Raw genomic sequence first — 23,546 nt, 5'->3', positions numbered from 1 at the left:
TCTCATGTGGCAGAAACACCGCTGATCTGGGCGTCGCATCGGGCGCGCGGCCGTCCCTCCCGGCGTGTCGCATCGCCGGCGATTCCTCGCCTGCGGCGCAGCCGGGCGGATGCCGCTCCTCCGCCGTCCGGGCGCGACGATCATCGCCTGCCGGCGGAAGCGATCCGAGGACCGGTCAGGCGGCGAGTGCCAGGTACGGCTCCCAGGCGGGTTCGGTGCGCTCCGTGCCGCGCACCCGCCACTGCGCGCCGGTCGGCGGCATCGGCAGCCAGCGCAGCTCCCACCGCATCTCCTGCGGCGTCCGGTCGCCCTTCGCGTTGTTGCAGCGCAGGCAGGCCGCGACGAGGTTCTCCCACGAGTCGGCGCCGCCGCGCGAGCGGGGAAGCACGTGATCGATCGTCGTGGCCCCCTTGCCGCAGTACGCGCACCGGTGCCCATCGCGCCGCAGCACGCCGCGCCTCGTGACCGGGACGCGACGCCCGTTCGGGATGCGCACGTACCGCGTCAGCAGGATGACCGCCGGTCTGTCGAACACGTCGTGCGCGGCCCAGACCGGGTCGTCCTCGACGCGCTCGATGATCCGCGCCTTGTCGGTCATCACGAGCACCAGGGCCCGCTTGAACGAGACGACGGCGAGGGGTTCGTATCCGGCGTTCAGCACCAGTGTGCGCATAAGGGTGTCCTCTCGAACTGCCCTGACGGATTCAGGGAGTGTTCGGGTCTGGACGCCCATGCGGGCCGAGGTGCCGGCACGAAAAAAGGCGCTGTCATGAAGACAGCGCCTTTCGTGCACGACCGAGGTCGCGGCACTCGTGCCCGCGATGCTGAAGGACATGCCGACCTAGCGCATTCCGGGTGTGGATGCGGGGTTGGATCTCCATCAGCGCCCCCTCGATTCGTTCGAGCGTCGGGGACAGGCTATTACACCCGGCGACACGCCCGGGCGGAATTCCGGTGAACGGATGCGGCGTGTCGGTCAGCCGGCGTTGGCCTGCAGCCACGACTCGGCGTTGACGTACCCGTTGTTGACCCGGATCTCCAGGTGCAGGTGCGTGCCGTTCGCGCGACCGGTGTCGCCGACCTGGCCGATCAGCTGACCCGCCGAGACGGTGTCGCCGACCGAGACGCGACGCGTGCCCCAGTCCATGTGGGCGTACAGCGAGGTGACGCTCTTGCCGCCGATGTTGTGGGCGATCTTCACGTACACGCCCCAGCCCGGGCCGGACTCGGACGAGGCGACCACGGTGCCGTCGGCGACGGAGTAGATGCCCGCGCCGCGGCCGACCATGTAGTCGGTGCCCTTGTGGCCGGCGTACGGGCGGCCGAAGTTGTCGAAGCCGCCGAGCGGACGGCGGACGACGCCCGAGCCGGGCGACACCAGCGGGACCGCCGACGAGAACGAGGACGAGGATGACCTGCTGCTGGCGGTCGACGAGTTCGCGGATGCCGCGAGCCGGGCGGCGAGGGCGGCCTTCGCCGCCTTCTCGGCAGCCTCGGCATCCTTCTTCTTCTGGATCTCTTCCGGCGTCGTGGCGGAGTAGCCGCCGCGCTCGAGCGCCTGGGGCGTCGCCTCGGAGGCGACGACGAGTTCCTGCGCGTCCGCGGCGGAGAGGTTGTGCAGCGTGCGCGCCTCGGCGGAATCGCCGTGATCGGCGGCGACGAAGGCCGGGATCGCAACCGTGGCGACCATGCCGGCGACGGCGGCGAGAGTCACGAAGCTGCGGACGGGGTGGGGACGGTTCGCGGCGCTGCGGGGTGCGGGGGTCTTCGCAGCGTGACGGCGCGAGAGCCGTGCCTTGCGGGCGGGTGTCGACGCTTCGATCGCTTCGGTCGACGGGTTCTGTTCAGCCAAGCTATCCTCCGGCGCCTCCGCATCCGGGGGGAGGATGCTGGCTCGTCGGGTTATCCGCGTCGGGCACGGATGTACGGGTTCACTGCGCGAATGACGAGCCGGAAAGGCAACTCGCGAAGCGGTCCGTGGCGGGCTTCTCGCCGTTGGACGCTCCGACGCTACCGGAAGATAACGAATATGTCACGCCGCGGACACCTGAGCGGGCCCGCTCGGAGGGGATCCTCAGGCAGCGCGCGCGTCGACGATGAAGATGTGGGATGCCACTTCGACCGGCAGCTCGAGCGCGTCGTCGACGCCGTCCATCTCGACGAGGACGTATCCCTCGCTGTATCGGAACGACCCGGACTTGCCGGGGACGACCCCGGCGTCGCGCAGCTGGATGAGCAGTTCGGGGTCCACCTGCACGGGCTCGGCGAGGCGACGGACGGTGCCCGTGATCGGCCCGTCCGACTCGTTCATGTGGCGCACGAGACCGACGACGCCGTCGTCGAACGTGATCGCCGGCAGGTCGCCCAGCTGGTCGAGCCCGGGGATCGGGTTGCCGTACGGCGACTCGGTCGGGTGGTCGAGGAGCTCGATGAGCCGGCGCTCCACGAGCTCGCTCATGACGTGCTCCCAGCGGCAGGCCTCGTCGTGCACGTACGCCCAGTCGAGTCCGATGACATCGCTGAGCAGCCGCTCGGCGAGGCGGTGCTTGCGCATCACGTCGACGGCCTTCTGGCGGCCGGTGTCGGTGAGCTCGAGCTTGCGGACCTCCGACACGATGACGAGGCCATCGCGCTCCATGCGACCGATGGTCTGGGACACCGTCGGGCCGGAGTGGCCGAGGCGCTCCGAGATGCGGGCGCGCAGGGGCGTGATGCCCTCCTCCTCGAGTTCGAGGATCGTGCGCAGGTACATCTCGGTGGTGTCGATCAGGTCGGTCATACACATGCCTTCTCGCGCGGTAAACAGGGCGGAGTCCAGCCTATCCGTTCCCTCACCCGGCGGGCAGGCCGCGGCATCCGTCCCCGCCGTCTCGCGCCGTCACGCGGCCGGGACCGGTGCGCCGCGCGTTCTAAGATCTCTGGCATGGCCACTGTTCCGCTCCCCCGCGAGATCCTGCCCGTCGACGGACGATTCGGCTGCGGCCCGTCCAAGATCCGCGCCGAGCAGCTCGAGCAGCTCGTCACGCAGGGGGCGACGCTGTTCGGCACCTCGCACCGCCAGGCTCCCGTCAAGGACCTCGTCGGCCGGACCCGCACCGGGCTGGCCGAGCTGCTCCGGCTGCCCGAGGGCTACGAGATCATCCTCGGGAACGGCGGTTCCACGGCGTTCTGGGACGCCGCCGCCTTCGGACTCATCGAGAAGCGCGCGCAGAACCTCGTCTCGGGCGAGTTCGGCGGGAAGTTCGCGAAGGCGGCCGCCGCTCCCTGGCTCGAGGCGCCGGACGTGCGCTCGGTCGAGCCCGGCACGAGCACCGTCGCCGAGCCCGTCGAGGGGGTCGACGTCTACGCGTGGGCCCACAACGAGACCTCGACCGGTGTCGCGAGCGCGATCGCGCGGGTCGTCGGCGACGAGGGCGCCCTGACCGTCATCGACGCGACGAGCGCCGCGGGCGGCATCGACTTCGACGTCACCCAGACGGACGTCTACTACTTCGCCCCGCAGAAGAACCTCGGCTCGGACGGCGGCATCTGGTACGCCGCCGTGTCGCCGGCGGCGGTCGAGCGGATCGAGCGGGTCGCCGCGTCGGGTCGGTACATCCCCGAGTTCCTGAGCCTGAAGAACGCCCTCGACAATTCGCGCCTCAACCAGACGCTCAACACCCCCGCGGTCGCGACCCTGCAGCTGCTCGACTCCCAGCTCCAGTGGATCAACGGCAACGGCGGCCTGGCGTGGGCGGCATCCCGCACGAGCGAGTCGTCGGGCGCCCTGTACGAGTGGGCGGATGCCGCGTCCTTCGCGACCCCCTTCGTCGTGAACCCGGCCGACCGCTCGCCCGTGGTCGTGACGATCGACTTCGACGAGTCGGTCGACGCCGCCGCGGTGGCGAAGAGCCTGCGCGCGAACGGGATCGTCGACACGGAGCCGTACCGGAAGCTCGGCCGCAACCAGCTGCGCGTCGCGACGTTCGTCTCGATCGAGCCGGACGATGTCCGTCAGCTCATCCGCGCCATCGACTACACCGTGGAGCGCATCGCCGACTGACCCCGGCAGACGCGAACGACCCCGGGGCCGAAGCTCCGGGGTCGTCGTGGTCGTGCCGCTTCCCGCCGGCGGTGTCGGGCGGGACGTCAGCCGTGGCAGCGGAGGCGGCCGAGCCGCCGGTCAGTACTCGCGCAGCTCCTCGACGTCCTCGTCGTCCGAGTCGTCGTCGTCCGAGTCCTCGTCGGAGTCGTCGTCGTCCGAGTCCTCGTCGTCGTCCTCGTCGTCATCGTCCGAGTCGTCGTCGTCGTCGTCGTCGTCGTCCGAGTCATCGTCGTCGGAGTCCCCGTCGTCCGACTCGGCATCGCCGTCGTCGTTCGACTCGTCGAGCTCGTCGATGTCGACGCCGTCGACGTCGCCGGCGTGCAGGATCGGCGAACCGTCGGTGTCGAAGTCCGCGGCGTCGAGGTCGTCGACGTCGTCATCGTCGTCGGAGTCCTCGTCGGACGCGTCGGCTTCGGCCTGGACGGCCTGCGCGGCGTGGTACTCGGCGAGGCGCTCGGCCCACGGCACCCACTCCGGGGCGAGCAGGGCACCGTCGCCGGGCATGAGCTCGACCTCGAGAACCGTCGGCTCGGCACCCGCCACGACGGCGACGCTCACGGTCCAGAACCAGCCGGGATAACCCGGCAGGAGGTTCGCGAACCGCAGCGACACGACGCCGCCGTCCTCGACCGTGTAGTCGGCGGCCGCACCGATCGTCGACGCGGGCGTCACCTCGATCAGCGCGGCGCGCGCCTGATCGTGCGCTGCCAGCAGGCGGGGGTCGACCACGACGGGTTCCGCCGGCTCGATCGGCGCGGATCCAGCGTCCGCGCCAGGATCAGCCGGCGGCTCGGTCGCCGCAGGCTCGCTGTCGGCGTCCGCAGGCTCGCTGTCGGCGTCCGCGGGCTCACTGTCGGCGTCCGCGGGCACGGCGGAGTCGGCGTCCGCGGGCGCGGCGGAGTCGGCGAGGCCGGCCTCCGACGCCTCGTCGGCCGGAGCGGCCGTACCCGCCTCACCGGCGGACTCGGCGACGATGTCGAACAGGGTCTCGCCCGCACCGGCATCCGTCGACGCGTCCTCGGCCGCGACGGCCTCTTCGGCTGCCGCATCCGCGATCGCGTCTTCGGCGGCCGCGCTGTCGGCGTCGCCCGACGCGAGGGATCCGGTGTCGACGGACTCGGACTCAGGCGTCGAGGTCATCGGCTACCTTGCGCAGGACGGCCGCGATCTTCTTGCCGTGGGCGCCGCTCGGGTAGCGACCGTGACGCAGGTCGCCGCCGATGCCGTCGAGGAGCTTCACGAGGTCCTCGACGATGATCGCCATGTCGTCGGCGGGCTTGCGGTTGCGCTTGCTGAGGCTGACGGGCGCGTCGAGCACCCGCACCGCGAGCGCCTGGGCACCGCGACGGCCGTCGGCGACGCCGAACTCCAGGCGCGTCCCGGGCTTGATGGTGCTGGTCCCGGCGGGAAGAGCCGTGGCGTGCAGGAAGACGTCCTGGCCGTCATCAGTGGTGATGAAGCCGAACCCCTTCTCTTCGTCGTAGAACCTGACCTTGCCGGTGGGCATGTCATCAACCTCGCTGCTCGAGCCCGCGTGCGGGCATAGGAAAATCGGACCGTCTCAGCCCGGCCTCCAGCCTACGGCACGGCGGCGAGCCGCTACTCTGAAAAGATGAGCACAAAGCCCGCGCCCGGCGACATTCCCGTCCGCCGGATCGATCGCATCCTGGCGTTCATGTCCCTGGGTCTGCTGGTGCTCTCGATCGTCTGCTTCTTCGCGATCATCATCGCGACCGGAACGGGCATGGAACAGGCGGATTTCGGCGCCGGCATCTGGCCGACCGTGACCGCGATCGTCTACATCGCACCCCCGGTCGCCTTCGCCCTGCTCCTGGCGCTGCTGATCATGACCTTGGTCCGAAGGGCACGGGCCAACAAGGTCCGATGACGTGACCGCCTCGGACGCTCGTGCTCTCGCGCATCGCCTCGCGCAGCTGGACACGGGCGCCCTGGCAGCCCTGTTCGACATCCGGCAGGTGACGCCGTCCGCGACCTGGGCCGACTTCTTCGATGTCGCCGAGGGCCTGCTCGAGCCCGCCCAGATCACCCGCGCGGTCCAGACCCTCAGCGACCGCGAGGCTGCGGCCCTCACCCGGGCGATCGCGACCGGCGACCCCGTGACCGAGCCGGAGCGAGGGCTCCTGGCGGCCCGCGCCCTCGTCGACGACGACGGACGTGCGTACGACGCCCTCCGCGACGCCCTCGCCGACGTCGAGGCGGTGCCCGCGCCGGAGGTCTTCGCCGGCCCCGCGGAATCGGATGCCGGCAGCGCCGAGCGCGCGTTCGAGGCCGTGGCATCCCTCGCCGACATCCTCCACCTCGCCACGAAGGCGCCACTCGCGCGCATCGGCACCGGCGCGCTGAGCGCGACCGACCGACGACGGCTCGTCGAGTCGGGCGCCGTGACCACGGGAGCGGACGCCGACGAACTCGTCGCGATCGCCGACCTCGCCGGCCTGCTCGTGGGCGGCGAGCGCGCCTGGCTCGTCACCGACGCGGGGATGGAGTGGCTGACCACCCGCACGGTCGAGCGCTGGCACCTCGTCGCGCGGCGCCTGACCGAACGGATGCCGCCCGCGCTGCTGACCGCGGACGGCGGCTGGCGCCCGGCGGCCGAATGGGCCGGCGCCTCGCCCTACGACCCGGCGTGGCCCGAGCGCCTCGCCGTCATCGTCGCGCTCGCCCAGCGGTGGGCCCTCATCGGCCCCGACGGCGTCTCGCCCGCGTGGGCCGCGGGCGTGACGCAGGGCGGCGACGCCGACGTCGAGGCGCTGCAGGCGCTGCTCCCCCACGAAGTCGACAGGGTGTACCTGCAGAACGATCTGACCGCGATCGCGCCGGGTCCGCTCGAGCCCGGTCTCGACCTGCGGCTGCGCACCGTCGCGCGGCGCGAGTCCCGCGCCCAGGCGTCGACGTACCGGTTCACCGCCGAGACCATCGGCGGCGCCTTCGCGGCCGGCGAGACGGCGGCATCCCTCACCTCGTTCCTCACCGAGCTGTCACTCACGGGCGTACCGCAGCCGCTCGCGTACGAGATCGAGCGCTCCGCGGCGCGGCACGGGCTCATCCGCGTCGGCCCGGACCGGGAGGGACGCACCCGCGTCACCGGCGACCGCGACCTGCTGCAGGCGCTCGCGGTGGACCAGGCCCTGCGCCCGCTCGGACTCGTCACCGACGGCGAGGATCTCGTCACCGGCTCGGCGCCCGACACGGCGTTCTGGATGCTGGCGGACGCCCGGTACCCGGTGCTCGCCGTGGACGCCGCCGGTGAGCCGCGGGCGCTCGACCGCCACCACGTCGACGGCGACCCGGCACCCGCTCCGACCCCCGCGGATCGGTACCGCACGCTGCTCGGGCGGCTGCAGGACAGCCAGTCCGGCGATGCCGACGCCGCCTGGCTCGAGCGCGAGCTGGAGCAGGCGGTGCGCGCCCGATCGGTCGTGACGATCATCGTCCGGATGCCGGACGGCTCCGACCGCGAGGTCACCGTCGAGGCCGCCGGCCTCGGTGGCGGGCGTCTCCGCGGGCGGGATCGGGCAGCGGACGTGGAGCGCACGCTGCCCCTCTCGAGCATCATCAGCGTCCGCCCCGGCTGAGCGCCGCGGCATCCGCCCGGGTTGAGCGCCGCGGCATCCGCCCGGGAGTGCCCGCGACGGCGCACCCCGTTCACGGGCCGCGTAGACTGACACGTTATGGCTAACGGCCCCCTCATCGTCCAGAGCGACCGCACGGTCCTCCTCGAAGTCGCGCACCCGGACGCGGAGAACGCGCGCCACGAGCTCGCGATCTTCGCCGAGCTGGAGCGCGCACCCGAGCACATCCACACCTACCGCGTCACGCGCCTGGGGCTGTGGAACGCGCGCGCCGCCGGCCACGACGCCGAGGACATGCTCGCGACCCTCGAGCGGTGGGCGAAGTTCCCGGTGCCGCCGTCGGTGTCGATCGACATCCGCGAGACGGTCGGGCGCTACGGCCGCCTCGTGATCGAACGCGACGACGAGGGCACGCTGATCCTCCGCTCGACCGACAAGGCCGTGCTCGCCGAGATCGCCCGCAACCGCCGCATCCAGCCGCTGCTGATCGCGCATCCCTCCCCCGACACGTACGTCGTCGACGCCTGGGCGCGAGGCCAGATCAAGCAGGAGCTCCTCAAGATCGGCTGGCCCGCCGAGGACCATGCCGGCTTCACCCCCGGCACGCCGCACGAGATCGAGCTGCACGAGGACGGCTGGTCGCTGCGGCCGTACCAGCGCAAAGCCGTCGACATCTTCACCGAGGGCGGCTCGGGCGTCGTCGTCCTGCCCTGTGGCGCCGGAAAGACCCTCGTCGGCGCCGCCGCGATGGCCGACACCAAGACCACGACGCTCATCCTCGTCACGAACACGGTGAGCGCGCGGCAGTGGCGCGACGAGCTCCTGAAGCGCACCTCGCTGACCGCGGAGGAGATCGGCGAGTACTCCGGTCAGTCGAAGGAGGTCAAGCCGGTCACCATCGCGACCTACCAGATCCTCACCGCGAAGCGGAAAGGCGAGTACGCCCACCTCGCGCTGCTCGACGCCCTCGACTGGGGGCTCATCGTCTACGACGAGGTCCATCTGCTGCCCGCGCCGGTCTTCAAGCTGACCGCCGACCTGCAGGCGCGCCGTCGCCTCGGGCTCACCGCCACGCTGGTCCGCGAGGACGGCCGCGAGGGGGATGTGTTCAGCCTCATCGGTCCCAAGCGCTTCGACGCCCCGTGGAAGGAGATCGAGGCCCAGGGCTTCATCTCCCCGGCCGTCTGCTACGAGGTGCGCATCGACCTGCCGGCATCCGACCGCCTCGAGTACGCCGCGTCGGCCGACGACGAGCGCTACCGCCTCGCGGCCACCGCGCACGCCAAGATCGACGTCGTCCGCGACCTGGTCGCCAAGCACGAAGGCGAGCAGATCCTGGTGATCGGCCAGTACCTCGACCAGATCGACATCCTGTCGGAAGAGCTGGGCGCACCGAAGATCACCGGTTCCACGCCGGTCGACGAGCGCGAAGAGCTCTACGACGACTTCCGCAACGCCCGCATCCCGGTGCTCGTCGTCTCGAAGGTCGCGAACTTCTCGATCGACCTGCCCGACGCGTCGGTCGCGATCCAGGTGTCGGGATCGTTCGGATCCCGCCAGGAAGAGGCCCAGCGTCTCGGCCGCCTGCTCCGTCCCAAGTCGAACGGGCACAAGGCCAGCTTCTACACGCTGATCGCGCGCGACACCGTCGACCAGGACTTCGCGCAGAACCGGCAGCGCTTCCTCGCCGAGCAGGGCTACAGCTACACGATCCTCGACGCCGAGGAGCTGCGCGCCGCCTAGGCCCGCTGCCTTCCGCGGGTGCTGCAGTGGCTGGGCGTCGTCCGGGTGCTGCGGCGGCTGGGCGTCGTCCGGGTGCCGCGGCGGCGCGCGACGGTGCGCCTCGACGTGAGGGCGACGACTGCACGACAGCCGTCCCGGGGACGCCTCAGGCGTCACTCGCGGCCAATCCCGCACCACCGGTCGTGCATGTGCATCGTGCCGAGCGGCCGCATCGCGCCGGGCGCGGGCCCGGCTGCGGCTTCCCCTCGACCTCCGTCGCCCGGCGGCGGCGCCGGCATCCGAGACGCGAGGGCGACGACTGCACGACAGCCGTCCGGGGATCGCCTCAGGCGTCGCTCGCGGCCAATCCCGCACCACCGGTCGTGCATGTGTATCGAGCCGAGCGGCCGCATCGCGCCGGGCCCGGCAGCGGCTCCCGCTCTGCCCTCGTGGCCCGGCGGCGGCGCCGGCATCCGGGACGCGAGGGCGACGACTGCACGACAGCCGTGCCGCAGGACGCCTCAGGCGTCACTCGCGGCCAATCCCGCCCCACCGGTCGTGCATCCGCAACCTGCGGGGCGATCGGACTCAGTCCCGGGACGGTTCAGGCGACGATTCCTGCTCCGGCTCGGGCGCCGGCGTCGACTCCGACTCGGAAGCAGGCGTCGTCCCAGGCTCGTGTGCAGGCTGCCGATCCGGCTCGGCCGGGACGGCAGCCGATTGCGGCGCGGGTGCGCCCGGCTCAGCCGGCGCGGCACCGGGCTGCGGCGGGGTCTGCTGCGGGACCGGGTATCCGGGTGCGTACTCGCCCCAGCGCGGCGCCTGGCGCGGCGCTTCGGTGGGCGGAGTCGGGAATCCCGGCTGGCCGTATGCCGGTGCACCGGGCTGCCCCGGGACCGGCGGCTGACCGTACGGCGGGACCGGCGGCTGACCGTACGGGGGGACGGGCGCCTGACCGGACGGCGGGACCGGCGGCTGGCCGGACGGCGGGACGGGCGCCTGACCGTGCGGGGGGACCGGCGCCTGACCGGACGGCGGGACCGGCGCCTGCCCGTACGGGGGAACCGGCTGACCATAGACCGGGGCACCGGGGTGGCCGTATCCCGGCGCGACCTGCGGCAGGCCGTACCCGGGGTAGCCGGCAGCGGCCGGGTACCCCGCGAAAACGGGGGCGGGCGGCGGCGTGAGCCGCACCCGCCGGCGGCCGTCACCACGGCGCCACAGCAGCTCGACGAGGCCCGCATAGATCCCGATCATGACGATCGACATCACGAGGCTCAGGATGCTGGTCTCGGTCGCGTTCACGTCGCTGAGACCGAAGACCCCGAGTCCGAAGGCGGCGAGATTGTTGATGACGTGCAGGGCGATCGCGGCCTCCAGACCACCGGTGCGCCAGGTCAACCAGCCCGCCGCGACCGCGAAGACGGCGACGCTCGTCTGGCCGATGACGTCGTACAGGTGTCCCAGCACGAACAGCGGGACCGGGAGCAGGATCGCCCACGCCGGGTGGCGCAGCCAGCGGCCGACGGCCTGCTGCAGATATCCGCGGAACACGAACTCCTCCGCGGCGGCCTGGAAGGGCACGAGGAGCAGGATGACCAGGAGCGCGACGAGGAACGCGGGATTGCGCGACGGCTCGATCACGTCTCCGGCGGCGACCTCCTCGCCCGGCAGCACCATCGAGATCGCGGTGAGGACGACGTACACGACCACCGCGACGCCGGCGCACAGCAGCATCCATCGCCAGCGGAGCCGGCCCGCGACGGACGAGAGGAAGCCGATCCCCTTCCCGTTCACGATCAGCGACGCGAGGGTGTAGGACGGCCACAGCAGCGCGATCGAGCCGAGCAGCACCGCGATCAGCAGCGGATCGGTGAGGTCGAACCTGACGAGATCCGTGAAGATCAGCTTCTCGGCGTACGCGGGGTCGGCGAGCGCGACCACGACGAGGATCATGACCACCGCGAGCGACAGCACCAGGTAGAACGCGAGCCCGAGAAGGCCCGTGACCAACGGTGTCCACCAGCCCCAGCGCTGGCGCGCGTACACGAGCCGGTGGAACTCGAGACCCGCTCCGGTCGCGTCGTCGGGCAGCGGTCGGGGGGCTCGGGCCGGGATCGCAGTCACCCCTCCATCCTGACCCACGATCTGCTCGGACGGGTGCAGGGAGAGCCTCCCAGCGTACCCGCAACGGATGCCGCGGCGGAATATCCAGGAAACCGATCGATTCCGATGCCAGGATGAAGACATGACCGCAGCGCGCATCCTCGTCGTGGACGACGAGCCGAACATCCGGGACCTGCTGGTGACCAGCCTCCGGTTCGCCGGCTATCAGGTCCGTGCCGTCGCCAACGGCGCACAGACGATCTCGGCCGTCCTCGAAGAAGAACCCGACCTGATCATCCTCGATGTGATGCTCCCCGACATGAACGGGTTCAGCGTCACGAAGCGCCTCCGCGGCGCCGGCTACACCGCGCCCATCCTCTTCCTCACCGCGAAGGACGAGACCGAGGACAAGATCGAAGGCCTCAACGCGGGCGGCGACGACTATGTCACGAAGCCGTTCAGCCTCGACGAGATCGTCGCGCGCATCCAGGCCATCCTCCGCCGAACCATGCAGGCCGACGAGGAGTCCGTCATCAAGGCCGGCGAGCTCACGATGGACCAGGACACGCACGACGTCCAGGTCGGCGATGCGTCGATCGACCTGTCCCCCACCGAGTTCAAGCTGCTCCGCTACCTCATGCTCAACCCGAACCGGGTGCTGAGCAAGGCACAGATCCTCGATCACGTGTGGGAGTACGACTTCAATGGGGATGCCGGCATCGTCGAGAGCTACATCTCCTACCTCCGTCGCAAGATCGACCCGCACTCGTCCGAGCCGCTCATCCAGACCAAGCGCGGCTTCGGCTACATGCTGAAGGCCGACCGCACCTCCTGAGCGGGGTCTGACTCCGGAGGCCGTTCTGGCGCACACAGGTTCGCACGACCGGGTCACCCGCTGGTGGCGCGGAATCAGCCTGCGCGCGAAAGTGACCGGCGTGACCGTCAGCATCCTCGCCTTCGGCCTCACCGGCGCCGGTGTCGGAACGATGATCTTCCTGCGCAACGCCCAGCTGCAGGCCGTCGACCAGTCGCTCACCCAGACCGTCACGACCGATGTCGCGAGCAGTCTCTTCGAGGTCGACATCGAGGACGGCGAGGCATCCTTCACCCCGAAGGCGACGGCGCCGACCGACTTCCTCGTGGCCGTGTACGACGCCGAGGGCCGGCAGGTGGCCGTCGCCGGCGGCGAGAGCGTCTCGACGCCCGATTTCCCCGACACCTTCACGATCGAGCGGACGCTGCTGTTCGGCACCGCTCCGTTCGACGTCGCCTCGGAGGACGGCACCGCCCGGTTCCGCGTGAGCGTCGACGTCCTCGAGATCGCGGGCGCCCGCGAGTACTACTCGCAGATGATCGCCCTGCCGCTCAACGAGGTGAACCGCACCGTCACCAACTACATCGGCATCTACACCGTGCTGGCGCTGTTCGTCATCCTGTGCGGGGCCGTCATCACCCGTGGGCTCGTCACGCTCGCGTTCCGCGGCCTGGGCCAGGTCGAGGAGACCGCGATGACGATCGCGAAGGGCGACTTCAGCCAGCGCATGGGCGACATCACCCCCGGCACCGAGGTCGGCCGGCTGAAGACCGCGATCAACGTGATGCTCGACCGCATCGACAACGCCCTCGGGCAGCGGGATGCCACGGTGCAGCAGATGCGCCGGTTCATCGGCGACGCGAGCCACGAGCTCCGCACTCCCCTCGTCACCGTCCGCGGCTATGCGGAGCTGTACCGCATGGGCGCCATCGACGGCGAGGATCAGACCGCCCAGGCGATGGAGCGGATCGAGAAGGAGGCGATCCGCATGGGCACCCTCGTGGAGGACCTCCTCGCCCTCGCGCGATTGGATGAGAAGCGCGAGACGCCGGTCGGTCCCGTCGACCTGCGGCCCATCGCGCGGGATGCGGCGCTCGACGCACGCGCGGCATCCCCCGACCGCGACGTGACCTTCGCCGGACAGACGCCGACGTCCGCCATCCCGATCGCCACGATCCCGGCCGAGGGTCCCGCGCCGCGCAAGCGTCAGAATCCGATCGCGGGCGCGCGGCGCACGCTGCTGCGCCGGAAGCCGCGAGGACCGGAGCAGCACGAGGACGCCGGGACCCCCGCGCCCGAGACGTTCCGGATGCCGGCCCCGCGCGAGCCGGTGCCGATCGTCCTCGCCGACGAGAACCGCGTGCGGCAGGTGGTCGCGAACCTGTTGGGCAACGCCCGCCGCTACACCCCCGCCGGCTCACCCATCGAGCTCTCCGTGGGCGTCGACCCCCACACCGAGCGCGGCTGGATCGCGGTGTCCGACCACGGCGAGGGCGTCCCGGAGCAGATCCGCGACAAGATCTTCCAGCGGTTCTGGCGCGCGGACTCGTCCCGCACCCGGGAGACGGGCGGATCGGGACTGGGACTGTCGATCGTGGCATCCGTCGTGTCCGCCCTGCATGGCGAGATCGAGGTCTCCGACACCCCGGGCGGCGGCGCGACCTTCACCGTCTCGTTCCCGCTGGCGGTGGACCGTGCGTACGCGGGCGAGTACCTCGACCTCGCGACCCAGCCGCTGATCCGGCCGGCGACGCCTCCGGACTGACTCGTCCCGCGGCCTTCTCCCCCAGACCGCACGGCGGAGGTCACTTCCACAGCCGTGGCGTCGTCGACGGATGCCGTGACGCCCGGCCCTAGCGTGGCCGCACATCCGAACGAAGGAGCAGCCATGAGTGTCTTCACCGTCGACAGCGACGCGGTCCTCGCCGCCACCGCCACCATCCGCGCGACCGGCGACCGGGTGCAGAGCGAGACGGCCGCCATGCTCGGTCAGCTGACCCAGCTGCAGGGTTCCTGGACCGGGACGGCATCCGTCGCCTTCCAGTCGGTCATCGAACGCTGGCGGGCGGCGCAGCGTGAAGTCGACGCGGCGCTCACCGACATCAGCGGCGCCCTGAACCTCGTCGGACAGCAGTACGCGCAGACCGAGCTGTCCGCCGCCGGCCTCTTCCGCTGACGCCCCGGCCCGGCACCGCCCGCCGACGCCCCGTGCGCACGAAGAAGGGCCCCTCCATCGGGAGGGGCCCTTCTGCACGTTCAGCGCAGGATCAGAAGTCCATGCCACCGGTCGGGTCGCCGGCCGGGGCCGCGACCTTCTCGGGCTTGTCCGCGACGACCGCTTCGGTCGTCAGGAACAGGCCGGCGATGGAGGCTGCGTTCTCCAGCGCGGAGCGCGTGACCTTGGCGGGGTCGATGATGCCGGCGGCGAACATGTCGACGTACTCGCCGGTCGCCGCGTTCAGGCCCTGGCCCGCGGGGAGCTCGGCGACCTTGTTGGAGACGACACCCGGCTCCATGCCCGCGTTGAGGGCGATCTGCTTCAGCGGAGCCTGGATGGCGACCTTGACGATGTTCGCGCCCGTGGCCTCGTCACCGGACAGCTCGAGCGACGCGAACGCCTTCTCGCCGGCCTGGATCAGCGCGACGCCACCACCGGGGACGATGCCCTCTTCGACGGCTGCCTTCGCGTTGCGGACGGCGTCCTCGATGCGGTGCTTGCGCTCCTTGAGCTCGACCTCGGTCGCGGCACCCGCCTTGATGACGGCGACGCCGCCGGCGAGCTTGGCGAGGCGCTCCTGGAGCTTCTCGCGGTCGTAGTCGCTGTCGGTGTTGTCGATCTCGCGGCGGATCTGGGTCACGCGACCCTCGATCTGCGCAGCGTCACCGGCACCCTCGACGATGGTGGTCTCGTCCTTGGTGATGATGACCTTGCGGGCACGGCCGAGCAGGTCGGTCGTCGCGTTCTCGAGCTTGAGGCCCACCTCTTCGGTGATGACCTGGCCGCCGGTGAGGATCGCGATGTCCTGCAGCTGCGCCTTGCGACGGTCGCCGAAGCCGGGCGCCTTGACGGCAGCCGACTTGAAGATGCCGCGGATCTTGTTGAGCACGAGCGTCGCGAGAGCCTCGCCCTCGACGTCCTCGGCGATGATGAGGAGCTCCTTGCCCTCCTGGATCACCTTGTCGACGATGGGCAGAAGGTCCTTGATGTTCGAGATCTTCTGGTTCGCGATCAGGATGTAGGGGTCCTCGAAGACCGCTTCCTGACGCTCGGCGTCGGTGACGAAGTAGGGGTTGATGTAGCCCTTGTCGAAGCGCATGCCCTCGGTGAGCTCGAGTTCGGTGCCGAACGTGTTCGACTCCTCGACGGTGACGACGCCCTCCTTGCCCACCTTGTCGATGGCCTCGGCGATCAGGGCGCCGATCTCGGCGTCGGCAGCGGAGATGGACGCGGTCGCGGCGATCTCCTCCTTGGTCTCAATCTCCTTCGCACCGGAGAGGAGCTCGGCCGAGAGAGCCTTGACGGCCTTCTCGATGCCCTTCTTGAGCGAGATGGGGTCGGCGCCGGCTGCGACGTTGCGCAGACCTTCGCGCACGAGCGCCTGAGCGAGGACGGTGGCCGTCGTCGTGCCGTCACCGGCGACGTCGTCGGTCTTCTTCGCGACCTCCTTGACGAGCTCCGCGCCGATCTTCTCGAACGGGTCTTCGAGCTCGATCTCCTTGGCGATCGACACGCCGTCGTTCGTGATCGTGGGGGCTCCCCACTTCTTCTCGAGCACGACGTTGCGGCCACGGGGGCCGAGCGTCACCTTGACGGCGTCGGCCAGCGTGTTGAGGCCGCGCTCGAGGCCGCGGCGGGCCTCCTCGTCGAAAGCGATGATCTTTGCCATAAGTGTGTCGTCCCTCCCGGACGTGACGTTCAGTCTTTAGCACTCAGGATGAGTGAGTGCTAAATCATTCTGGCACTCGACCATGGGGAGTGCAAGCCGCCCGGCCGGGGCGGATCACGCCCGCAGCGGAACTCCGCCTGCTGCGGATGCGACCGGCGGCCGTCACCGGACGGAGATCGAGCCCGCCTTCGGGACCAGCTCGACCCAGGTGTTCCCTGGCGCGAGTCGCACCTCGGAGCCGGCGTCGTTGAGGAGCACGATCCGGCTGTCCTGCTTCTCCTTCGTCCACCTGATCTTCATCGCGGACCCGCCCGTCGACACCCAGCCGGTCCCCGAGCCGACGAGGACCGTCTTGGGGATGTCCCCGTACCGGCCGTCGATGGACACCTCGAGCGCGACGACGTTGGTCGCGGTGATCCGCTCGCCGCCGTCGACCCGATCCGGCTGCCCGGCCTGCGAGCGCTCGTAGGCCTTCGCCGTGCCGTCCCATCGCCAGCTGCGGGCGGACACCTGTGAGAAGTCGATGTCGATGCCGCTGGACTTCTCACCGAACAGCGGCGCCCACCCTCCCGGCGAGTATCGGAACTGCGCTGCCGGCGCGTCGAGCGCCGCGTACTCCTCCACGATTTCGGGCGCGCGGAGGATGACGTTGTGGGGCGCCGCGCGCTCGCCGGTGCGGAACATGAACCGGTCGTCCGCGCCGCCGTGGATGGCGTTGTGCAGGCCGGTGTCCTTCATCATCCGGACGAACCGGCCCTGCCCGCCCGAGTAGGCGATGATCCCGCCGAGCGGCGACACGATGTCGGGGTCCATGGGACGGATGCTGCGGACCGGGCCCACCACGGCGGGCAGGTCCGAGTGCCACACGGCGACGTATCGGGTGAGCCCGCCCTCGACGAGCTCCTCGAAGACGATGTCCGTGCGGTCGAGGCCCCACTGCGGGCGGGCATCGACCTGGTTGTCGATCTTCGCCGACAGGGCGGGGCGGCTCGCCGCCGTGATCGGCATGTCCGTCCCCCGCAGCGGCGCCACGGCCGTCGTCGGCGGCGGGGACGGTGCCGGCGTGAACGTCGAGACGCTGCGTGTCGGCGTCGGCGTGGGCGTCGAGGTGGCCTCCGGCTGCGGTGTGCACGACACCAGCAGGGACGCCGCCAGGAGGAGCGGGAGTGCGAGGCGTCGGGCGCGCCGCACGGGGGAAAGCGGAGGGGTCACTCGGGAAGGATAAGCCGCGGCGACTCAGACGACGCGGACGGACTCGGCCTGAGGTCCCTTCTGGCCCGATCCCATGGTGAACTCGACCCGCTGTCCCTCTTCGAGGACGCGGAAGCCGTCCATGTCGATGTTCGAGTAGTGCACGAACACGTCCTCACCATCGACCTGGGTGATGAAGCCGAAGCCCTTCTCGGCGTTGAACCACTTGACGGTCCCCTGTGTCATCTGTGCGTCTCCGTCATTTCTGCGTGCTGCATGATCCCCGGAGCGGGGACCGTCGCCAGGCTATCCAGCCGCGTCGGAGCGGGACCGCCGATCCGGCACCTTTTGACATCCACGCCGCGAAGAGTTCACACCCGCGAAACACAGCCTCGACGCCGTCGTCCGCGGCGTCGCCGGACGCCTCACTCGGTGCGGTGGTCGAGGCCCACGATGACGACCAGCTGCAGCCCGACGGTGCCGTCGGCGGAGGGCGTCCCGGGGTCGTTGACGACCTGATACGTGTCGTCCAGCGAGACCTCCGCGCCGCCGATGACGTCGGCGAGTCCGCGTGCGGCCGCCTCGTCCGCTGCGCTCTGGTAGTACACCGTCGTGGTCGGGAAGTCGTCCGTGTTGGCGTTGTCGTCCTGGACGTCGCCGCCGGACCACCCGGCGTCGACGATGAGGTCGCGAATCTCGCCGCCGAGGCCCTCCTGCGCCGTCGCGTTGAGGACGAGGACGGGATAGGACGTGTCGACCTCGGGCGCGACCGGGCCGGCGCTCTGAGACGCGGCCGGTGCGGGCGCGAAGCTCAGCCGACCCGTGGCCAGCATCGTGCCGAAGACGCCCACCAGGATGATGACGACGGTCGCGATCGCCGACCACAGCAGCACGCCTCCGAACCGCAGGCGCGGGTTCTCCGCCCGGTGTGCGCCGACGCGCCGCGGCTCCGCCGGGAGGTCGTCGAAGCGGTCCTGGGGAAGCGCATCGGCTTTCGGAGCGGACGGACCGTGGGGGTCGGAAGCATCCATCGGGTCGGAGGTTTCCTGCGGGGAAGACGGGGTCGACACCCTGGAATGCTACCCGGCGCGGACCGCGGCGACCTGAGCGCGGCCCCGGCGGGCACGCTCCTGCTCGTCGCGGAGCCGGCGCAGCCGGTGCACCAGCACGGGGTCGTAGGCGACGGCATCCGCCGTGTCCACGAGACGGCCGAGCAGCTGGTAGTAGCGCGCGGGTGTCAGCTCGAGCTCGGAGCGGACCGCTTCCTCCTTCGCCCCCGAATGAGCGTTCCAGCGGCTCTCGAAGTCGAGCAGAGCGCGGTCGCGGTCAGAAAGGGGCACTCCCCCACGCTAGCTTCCGGATGCCGTCACATAAGGGAACAGCAGGGCGGGTCGTCCGGTTGAATAGGACGAGCGGAAGGGATCTCATTATGAGCAATCGCGTGGAGAAGACAGAAGAGCAGTGGCGTGCCGAGCTCACCCCCGAGCAGTACGCCGTCCTGCGTGAAGCGGGAACCGAGCGCGCCTGGACCGGCGAGCTGCTCGACGAGAGCCGCGCCGGCCTCTACACCTGTGCGGCGTGCGGCGCCGAGCTGTTCCAGAGCGGCACCAAGTTCGACTCGCACTGCGGCTGGCCGAGCTTCTACGAGTCGGTCCGCCCCGAAGCGGTCACGCTGATCGAGGACAACAGCCACGGCATGGTGCGCACCGAGGTGCGCTGCGCCGCCTGCGACTCGCACCTGGGACACGTGTTCCCCGACGGCTTCGGCACGCCCACCGGCGACCGGTACTGCATGAACTCGCTGTCGCTGTCGTTCACCCCGAAGGACGACTGAGCCTCACCGGCGGGTCCGCCAGAACCCCGCCACGAACACCGAGCACAGGGCGATCGCCACGGTGACGGTTTCGACGGCGAGGCCGGGGCTCGCCGGTGCCGGCCAGACCGCGTCGACGGCGAGGGACGCCACGAGCTGTCCCGACACCGCGGCGAGGCCGAACAGGAGAACGCCGGTCTGCGCGACCAGGGCCGCCGACATGACGATGTAGACGACGCCGAGCGCTCCGCCGAGGTAGAGCCACGGCTCCGGCGGCAGCGGGCGCGGCGGCCCGCTCACGGCGGCCACCACAATGGCCGCGGTCACGAGCATGACCGAGCCCACGATGAAGTTCACGAACGTCGCCGTGAGCGGCGTGCCGACGCGCTGCCGCAGCCGCCCGTTGGTCGCCTGCTGCCACGACAGCCCGACGCCCACGAGCAGCGGGAGCACCAGCATCCACACCGGCACGTCGCCGACCCCCTCGCCGACCGTCAGCATGACGCCGACGGCGACGAGTGCGAGGACGCCGCCCACCACGCGCGGCACGGTCACGGGGACCACGCCGCCCGGGCCGTACCCGACGCGGTCGATCACCAGCCCGCCGACCGTCTGACCGGCCACGAGGCCGACGGTGAACAGCGAGACGCCGATGATGCCGACCGCGAGGCTCTGCGTCGCCACGGTCAAGGCGCCCGCGGCGCCGCCGATCAGCATCCACCAGGGGATCGTGCGTTCGCGCACTCCCCGTCCGAGCGCGGCGAATCCGCGCCGGCCGGACGGCACGATGAGCGCAGCCGTGGTCACGATCACGAGACCGCTGCCGAACGAGATCGCCGCCGCGGCCATCGGATGATCGAGCCGCAGCCCGAGCTGGCCGTTGATGCGCGCCTGCACGGCCGTCAGCATCCCCACCAGCACGGCGCCGACCAGCGCGAGCCAGAGCGGGGGTGCCGGACGGGCGCCGGCGGCGTCGGATCTCTCAGCCAAAGAGCGCGGCGGCTTCTTCGTAGCGGTACAGCGGGACGGAGTTGAGCTCGCCGAGCGCCTCCTCGAAGGCGACGCGGACGATGTCGGTGCCCTTGAGCGAGACCATCTGACCCCAGGCGCCCTCGACGACGGCGTCCGCCGCGTGCAGGCCGAGGCGCGTCGCGAGGACGCGGTCGAATCCGGACGGCGACCCGCCGCGCTGGATGTGACCGAGGACCGTGGCACGGGTCTCGATGCCGGTGATGCGCTCGATCTCGGGCGCGAGGATCTCACTGATCCCGCCGAGCCGCGGACGGTTGAAGGCGTCCATGCCCTTGTCGCTGTACGCCTCGTCCATACCGGTGAGCTTGAAGCCCTCCGACACGACGACGAGGGGCGCGCGGCCGCGGTCGTGGGCCTTCGTGACCTGCTCGGTGACTTCGTCGATCGACATCGGCACCTCGGGGATGCAGATGACGTGGGCGCCCGCGGCGATGCCGGAGTGGAGCGCGATCCAGCCGACATGGCGGCCCATCACCTCGGCGACCATGCAGCGCTGGTGCGAGTCGCCGGTGGTGCGCAGGCGGTCCATCGCCTCGCTCGCGATGTTCACGGCCGTGTCGAACCCGAACGAGTAGTCGGTGGCACGGAGGTCGTTGTCGATCGTCTTCGGCACGCCCAGGACGTTGATGCCGTCCTTGTGCAGGCGGTTCGCCGCGGCGAGCGTCCCCTCACCGCCGATCGCGATGATCCCGTCGATGCGGTGGCCGTAGAGCGTCTTGGCGATGTTGTCGGCGCCGCCGCGCGGCCCCTCGTAGGGGTTGGTGCGACTGGTGCCGAGGATCGTCCCGCCGACCTTCGAGAGACCCTTGACCTCGTGGCGGGTCAGCGGGAAGAAGTCGCCGTCGACGACGCCGCGCCATCCGTCCCGGATGCCGACGAATTCGATGTCGTACGCCGTCGAGCCCTTGAGGACGACGCCGCGGATGACCGCGTTGAGTCCGGGGCAGTCGCCGCCGCTCGTGAGGATGCCGATCTTCATGGGAGATCCTTTTGTGGTTCGGGAGTAGCTGACGGCGACGCTGCCTCCCCCGACACTATCGCCGGATCCGGTCACCTGCCAGCAGGCGCGAGCGGCGCGGCCCGCAGCCGCGACCGCCCGCGGCGGCGGGCGTCAGGCCGCGCCGAGCGCCTGCCGGAGCAGGTGCATCAGAGCCGAGAGCTGCACCGAGTCGCTCGAGGTCGGGTCGACCGCATCGCCGTCGAGGGCACGCTGGGCGAGCCCCTGCTTGCTGTCGATGAGTTCGGCGATCTTCGTGTCGATCGTGTGCGCGGCGATGATCCGCCACGCCGTGACCGGCTCGTCCTGCCCGATGCGGTGCACCCGGTCGATCGCCTGAGTCTGCTCGGCCGCCGTCCAGCTGAGCTCCGCGAGCACCACGTTGGAGGCCGCCTGCAGGTTCAGGCCCACCCCGGCGGCGGTCAGCGAGCAGACCGCGATCGCCACGTCCGGGTCGCCGTTGAAGGCGTCGATCGCCTCCTGGCGCACGGGCGTGGTCTGATCGCCGCGGATCGACACGGTGCGAAGGCCCGCCGCGGCGAAGTGCGCCTCCGCGGCATCCATGACGTCGATGTGCTTCGCGAAGAAGACCACCTTGCCGACGGAGCGCTGCAGCTGCACGGCGTAGTCCGCCGCGAGGTGCGCCTTGGCCTGGCCGATGCGCCGGACCATCGTGAAGACGTTCTCCGACCCGGTGCCGGCGGCTTTCGCCTCTTCGAGCTCGCCGTGGGCGACGAGGCGCACGATGTCGGCGTCGGCCTCGCCGGTGACGACCCGGTCGCCGCGCGCTTCGATGATGCGACGGTACTTCGCTGCCAGACGCTCGCCCAGTTCGCGCTCGGCGGCGCGGATCGAGCGGCCGAACTCGTCGTCCAGCTCGACCGGGAGGTCGGCGATGAGCTTGTCGGGCAGGTCGGCGGCGACGTCCTTCTTCTTGCGCCGCACGATGCCCATCGAGATGACCGCGTCGCGCGCCTCGGGATAGAACGCCTTGTCGGCCGGGGTGTAGCCGGTCGCGTCGAGTCGCTCCATGAGCTCGGGGCCCGGCTTCTCGCCGTTCGTCCAGCCGAGGAAGCGCCAGATCGCGTCGAAGTCCTCGACGTCGTTGATCAGCGGGGTGCCGGTGAGCGCCATCAGGAGCGGATCGCGCACCTGCTCGCGGATGCGCGCCGCGAGGGCGAGCACGTTCTGGGACCGCTGCGAGGTGAGGTTCTTGATGAAGTGGGCCTCGTCGACGACCATGCCCTTCAACCCGATCGAGCCGAGCCACGCCAGGTGGCGGTCGAGGATCTCGTAGTTGACGATGAAGACGTCCGCGAACGCGTCCATCGTCTCGCCGTCGCCCTGGATGACCGTCGCACGTCGCTGCGGCGTCCACCGCTCGACCTCGCGCGCCCAGTTCATCTTGACCACGTTCGGGACGACGACCAGCAGCGGGTAGGCGTCGGCGACGGATGCCGCGAGCACCGACTGCGCGGTCTTGCCCAGACCCGGCTCGTCGGCGAGCAGGAAGCTGCGGTGACCGGTGCGGACGGCTTCGAGGAAGCGCGACTGGTGCACCATGATCTCGAGGCCCTTGGGCGAGAGACGGTCGAACTCGGGGACCTCGGGAAGCTCCATCGAGGCCGCTCCGCCGCCGGCGCCGGTCTCGAAGGCCTTGTACAGCGGGCCCATGAGCTCCCAGCCGTCGAGGCGGCGGCGCGGTGTGGACGCGGGGTCGCGCGGGGACAGGTCGGGAGCGAGGAACGGGTTCGCCTCGCGTCGCGCGTCGATCTGCGCCGGGATGACCTGGCGGTCGGCGACGGCCGCGGGGACCACGGGGGTCTGCACGGGCTTCACGTCGGTGATGATGAGCTCGTCCTCGGGCAGGTCCGCACCCGACTCGAGCAGCCAGTCGCGACGCATGCGCCGGGCGACGGGCGACGTCGCCTGGTCGACCTCGAGCAGCTGGATCAGCGAGGTGTCGCGCGCCGCCGTCTTGGCGAGGATCGTCGCGACGCCGTCGAGGCGCTTCAGCAGCTCGGCGCGGGCGGCGTCGGCCACCTCGGTGTCCGCCTTGACGCGGGCGCGCTCCTCGCGGACGAGGAACGCGATCACCTGGAACTTGACCCGGTTGGTCGGGCCGAGCTTTCCGCGCTGCGACTTGGCCTCGATCTCGCGCACCTTGCGGGCGAGGATCGGGATGAGTGGTGCGTCGTCGTCGCGGCGCGACGACGAGCCCTTGCGGCGTCTCGAGGACGACTTCGGGGCGGTGGATGCCGTGGTCGGCATGCTCCTCCTGAGCGTGACACCGGGAGAACCCGGCGG

Annotated in this window: 22 protein-coding genes; 8 read left to right on the top strand and 14 right to left on the bottom strand. The window is 70.8% G+C overall.

Annotated features, from left to right (window positions below; all coding sequences use genetic code 11):
* Positions 1–175 precede the first annotated feature (175 nt).
* The 3 genes from AB3M83_RS12010 to AB3M83_RS12000 form a co-directional block, all read right to left on the bottom strand.
* The gene (locus tag AB3M83_RS12010; protein WP_412948403.1) at positions 176–673 is read right to left on the bottom strand and encodes an HNH endonuclease; all 498 of its coding nucleotides are present in this window, start codon (positions 671–673) and stop codon (positions 176–178) included.
* 303 nt (positions 674–976) lie between these two features.
* The gene (locus tag AB3M83_RS12005; protein WP_412948401.1) at positions 977–1,852 is read right to left on the bottom strand and encodes a M23 family metallopeptidase; all 876 of its coding nucleotides are present in this window, start codon (positions 1,850–1,852) and stop codon (positions 977–979) included.
* 222 nt (positions 1,853–2,074) lie between these two features.
* Entirely contained in the window at positions 2,075–2,779 is a 705-nt protein-coding gene (locus tag AB3M83_RS12000) for an iron-dependent transcriptional repressor DtxR (protein WP_412948399.1), read from the bottom strand.
* Positions 2,780–2,923: 144 nt separating this feature from the next.
* Between AB3M83_RS12000 and serC the strand changes: the two genes are divergently transcribed.
* Positions 2,924–4,042, top strand: coding sequence for a phosphoserine transaminase (gene serC / locus AB3M83_RS11995; protein ID WP_412948396.1), 1,119 nt, complete (start codon positions 2,924–2,926; stop codon positions 4,040–4,042).
* 120 nt (positions 4,043–4,162) lie between these two features.
* Here serC and AB3M83_RS11990 read toward each other — a convergent pair whose 3' ends face one another.
* Both AB3M83_RS11990 and AB3M83_RS11985 read right to left on the bottom strand, forming a co-directional pair.
* Complete coding sequence (locus tag AB3M83_RS11990) at positions 4,163–5,224, bottom strand: DUF3027 domain-containing protein (protein WP_412948393.1); 1,062 nt, start codon at positions 5,222–5,224, stop codon at positions 4,163–4,165.
* On the bottom strand, positions 5,208–5,591 hold the full coding sequence (locus AB3M83_RS11985; protein ID WP_412948391.1) for a cold-shock protein: 384 nt from the start codon (positions 5,589–5,591) through the stop codon (positions 5,208–5,210). Before AB3M83_RS11985 ends, AB3M83_RS11990 begins: the two co-directional genes overlap by 17 nt.
* A gap of 105 nt (positions 5,592–5,696) precedes the next feature.
* Here AB3M83_RS11985 and AB3M83_RS11980 point away from each other — a divergent pair, with 105 nt between their 5' ends.
* From AB3M83_RS11980 to AB3M83_RS11970, 3 genes are all read left to right on the top strand, one after another.
* A complete protein-coding gene (locus tag AB3M83_RS11980) occupies positions 5,697–5,972 on the top strand; it encodes a multidrug ABC transporter ATPase (RefSeq protein ID WP_412948389.1) in 276 nt (91 codons plus the stop codon).
* 1 nt (position 5,973) lies between these two features.
* Positions 5,974–7,680 (top strand): helicase-associated domain-containing protein, encoded by a 1,707-nt coding sequence (locus AB3M83_RS11975; protein WP_412948386.1) that lies wholly within the window; start codon positions 5,974–5,976, stop codon positions 7,678–7,680.
* Positions 7,681–7,776: 96 nt separating this feature from the next.
* Entirely contained in the window at positions 7,777–9,420 is a 1,644-nt protein-coding gene (locus tag AB3M83_RS11970; protein WP_412948384.1) for a DNA repair helicase XPB, read from the top strand.
* A 567-nt stretch (positions 9,421–9,987) separates the two neighbouring features.
* On the opposite strand, the gene AB3M83_RS11965 is transcribed toward AB3M83_RS11970, so the two are convergent.
* Positions 9,988–11,526, bottom strand: coding sequence for a CPBP family glutamic-type intramembrane protease (locus AB3M83_RS11965; RefSeq protein ID WP_412948382.1), 1,539 nt, complete (start codon positions 11,524–11,526; stop codon positions 9,988–9,990).
* A 121-nt stretch (positions 11,527–11,647) separates the two neighbouring features.
* On the opposite strand from AB3M83_RS11965, the gene AB3M83_RS11960 reads away from it, so the two are divergent.
* The 3 genes from AB3M83_RS11960 to AB3M83_RS11950 all read left to right on the top strand — a co-directional run bounded on the left by AB3M83_RS11960 (position 11,648) and on the right by AB3M83_RS11950 (position 14,495).
* Positions 11,648–12,340 carry a response regulator transcription factor gene (locus AB3M83_RS11960; RefSeq protein ID WP_412948379.1) on the top strand — a complete coding sequence of 231 codons (693 nt, stop codon included), beginning with the start codon at positions 11,648–11,650 and terminating at the stop codon, positions 12,338–12,340.
* 100 nt (positions 12,341–12,440) lie between these two features.
* Positions 12,441–14,084, top strand: a complete 1,644-nt coding sequence (locus tag AB3M83_RS11955; protein WP_412948376.1) for a sensor histidine kinase — start codon at positions 12,441–12,443, stop codon at positions 14,082–14,084.
* 123 nt (positions 14,085–14,207) lie between these two features.
* A complete protein-coding gene (locus AB3M83_RS11950; RefSeq protein WP_412948373.1) occupies positions 14,208–14,495 on the top strand; it encodes a WXG100 family type VII secretion target in 288 nt (95 codons plus the stop codon).
* Between the two features lie 91 nt (positions 14,496–14,586).
* Here the strand turns inward: AB3M83_RS11950 and groL are convergent, their stop codons facing one another.
* From groL to AB3M83_RS11925, 5 genes are all read right to left on the bottom strand, one after another.
* Positions 14,587–16,206, bottom strand: a complete 1,620-nt coding sequence (gene groL, locus AB3M83_RS11945; protein ID WP_412948370.1) for a chaperonin GroEL — start codon at positions 16,204–16,206, stop codon at positions 14,587–14,589.
* Between the two features lie 162 nt (positions 16,207–16,368).
* On the bottom strand, positions 16,369–17,418 hold the full coding sequence (locus AB3M83_RS11940; RefSeq protein WP_412948367.1) for a DUF3048 domain-containing protein: 1,050 nt from the start codon (positions 17,416–17,418) through the stop codon (positions 16,369–16,371).
* A 24-nt stretch (positions 17,419–17,442) separates the two neighbouring features.
* Positions 17,443–17,643 (bottom strand): cold-shock protein, encoded by a 201-nt coding sequence (locus tag AB3M83_RS11935; RefSeq protein WP_412948364.1) that lies wholly within the window; start codon positions 17,641–17,643, stop codon positions 17,443–17,445.
* A 179-nt stretch (positions 17,644–17,822) separates the two neighbouring features.
* Positions 17,823–18,428, bottom strand: a complete 606-nt coding sequence (locus AB3M83_RS11930) for a LytR C-terminal domain-containing protein (protein ID WP_412948362.1) — start codon at positions 18,426–18,428, stop codon at positions 17,823–17,825.
* Between the two features lie 48 nt (positions 18,429–18,476).
* A complete protein-coding gene (locus tag AB3M83_RS11925; RefSeq protein ID WP_412948360.1) occupies positions 18,477–18,737 on the bottom strand; it encodes a DUF3263 domain-containing protein in 261 nt (86 codons plus the stop codon).
* An 89-nt stretch (positions 18,738–18,826) separates the two neighbouring features.
* On the opposite strand from AB3M83_RS11925, the gene msrB reads away from it, so the two are divergent.
* The gene (gene msrB, locus AB3M83_RS11920) at positions 18,827–19,231 is read left to right on the top strand and encodes a peptide-methionine (R)-S-oxide reductase MsrB (RefSeq protein WP_412948357.1); all 405 of its coding nucleotides are present in this window, start codon (positions 18,827–18,829) and stop codon (positions 19,229–19,231) included.
* 3 nt (positions 19,232–19,234) lie between these two features.
* On the opposite strand, the gene AB3M83_RS11915 is transcribed toward msrB, so the two are convergent.
* From AB3M83_RS11915 to AB3M83_RS11905, 3 genes are all read right to left on the bottom strand, one after another.
* Positions 19,235–20,200 (bottom strand): DMT family transporter, encoded by a 966-nt coding sequence (locus AB3M83_RS11915; protein ID WP_412948354.1) that lies wholly within the window; start codon positions 20,198–20,200, stop codon positions 19,235–19,237.
* On the bottom strand, positions 20,193–21,221 hold the full coding sequence (locus AB3M83_RS11910) for a 6-phosphofructokinase (protein WP_412948352.1): 1,029 nt from the start codon (positions 21,219–21,221) through the stop codon (positions 20,193–20,195). Before AB3M83_RS11910 ends, AB3M83_RS11915 begins: the two co-directional genes overlap by 8 nt.
* Positions 21,222–21,353: 132 nt before the next feature.
* A complete protein-coding gene (locus AB3M83_RS11905; RefSeq protein WP_412948350.1) occupies positions 21,354–23,510 on the bottom strand; it encodes a DEAD/DEAH box helicase in 2,157 nt (718 codons plus the stop codon).
* Positions 23,511–23,546: the final 36 nt, after the last annotated feature.

The sequence above is a fragment of the Microbacterium pasadenense genome, assembly GCF_047246565.1.
Taxonomy (GTDB): Bacteria; Actinomycetota; Actinomycetes; order Actinomycetales; family Microbacteriaceae; genus Microbacterium.
Note: the sequence above shows the minus strand (reverse complement) of the source record. Positions and strands in the feature narration are given on the sequence as shown.

Excerpts from the sequence above, each read along its gene's own strand:
- AB3M83_RS11985 (WP_412948391.1), bottom strand. The coding sequence starts at position 5,591 with ATGCCCACCGGCAAGGTCAGGTTCTACGACGAAGAGAAGGGGTTCGGC.
- AB3M83_RS11960 (WP_412948379.1), top strand. The coding sequence starts at position 11,648 with ATGACCGCAGCGCGCATCCTCGTCGTGGACGACGAGCCGAACATCCGG.
- AB3M83_RS11990 (WP_412948393.1), bottom strand. The coding sequence starts at position 5,224 with ATGACCTCGACGCCTGAGTCCGAGTCCGTCGACACCGGATCCCTCGCG.
- AB3M83_RS11935 (WP_412948364.1), bottom strand. The coding sequence starts at position 17,643 with ATGACACAGGGGACCGTCAAGTGGTTCAACGCCGAGAAGGGCTTCGGC.
- msrB (WP_412948357.1), top strand. The coding sequence starts at position 18,827 with ATGAGCAATCGCGTGGAGAAGACAGAAGAGCAGTGGCGTGCCGAGCTC.
- AB3M83_RS11980 (WP_412948389.1), top strand. The coding sequence starts at position 5,697 with ATGAGCACAAAGCCCGCGCCCGGCGACATTCCCGTCCGCCGGATCGAT.
- AB3M83_RS11970 (WP_412948384.1), top strand. The coding sequence starts at position 7,777 with ATGGCTAACGGCCCCCTCATCGTCCAGAGCGACCGCACGGTCCTCCTC.
- AB3M83_RS11950 (WP_412948373.1), top strand. The coding sequence starts at position 14,208 with ATGAGTGTCTTCACCGTCGACAGCGACGCGGTCCTCGCCGCCACCGCC.
- AB3M83_RS12000 (WP_412948399.1), bottom strand. The coding sequence starts at position 2,779 with ATGACCGACCTGATCGACACCACCGAGATGTACCTGCGCACGATCCTC.
- groL (WP_412948370.1), bottom strand. The coding sequence starts at position 16,206 with ATGGCAAAGATCATCGCTTTCGACGAGGAGGCCCGCCGCGGCCTCGAG.
- AB3M83_RS11930 (WP_412948362.1), bottom strand. The coding sequence starts at position 18,428 with ATGGATGCTTCCGACCCCCACGGTCCGTCCGCTCCGAAAGCCGATGCG.
- AB3M83_RS12010 (WP_412948403.1), bottom strand. The coding sequence starts at position 673 with ATGCGCACACTGGTGCTGAACGCCGGATACGAACCCCTCGCCGTCGTC.
- AB3M83_RS11905 (WP_412948350.1), bottom strand. The coding sequence starts at position 23,510 with ATGCCGACCACGGCATCCACCGCCCCGAAGTCGTCCTCGAGACGCCGC.
- AB3M83_RS11910 (WP_412948352.1), bottom strand. The coding sequence starts at position 21,221 with ATGAAGATCGGCATCCTCACGAGCGGCGGCGACTGCCCCGGACTCAAC.
- serC (WP_412948396.1), top strand. The coding sequence starts at position 2,924 with ATGGCCACTGTTCCGCTCCCCCGCGAGATCCTGCCCGTCGACGGACGA.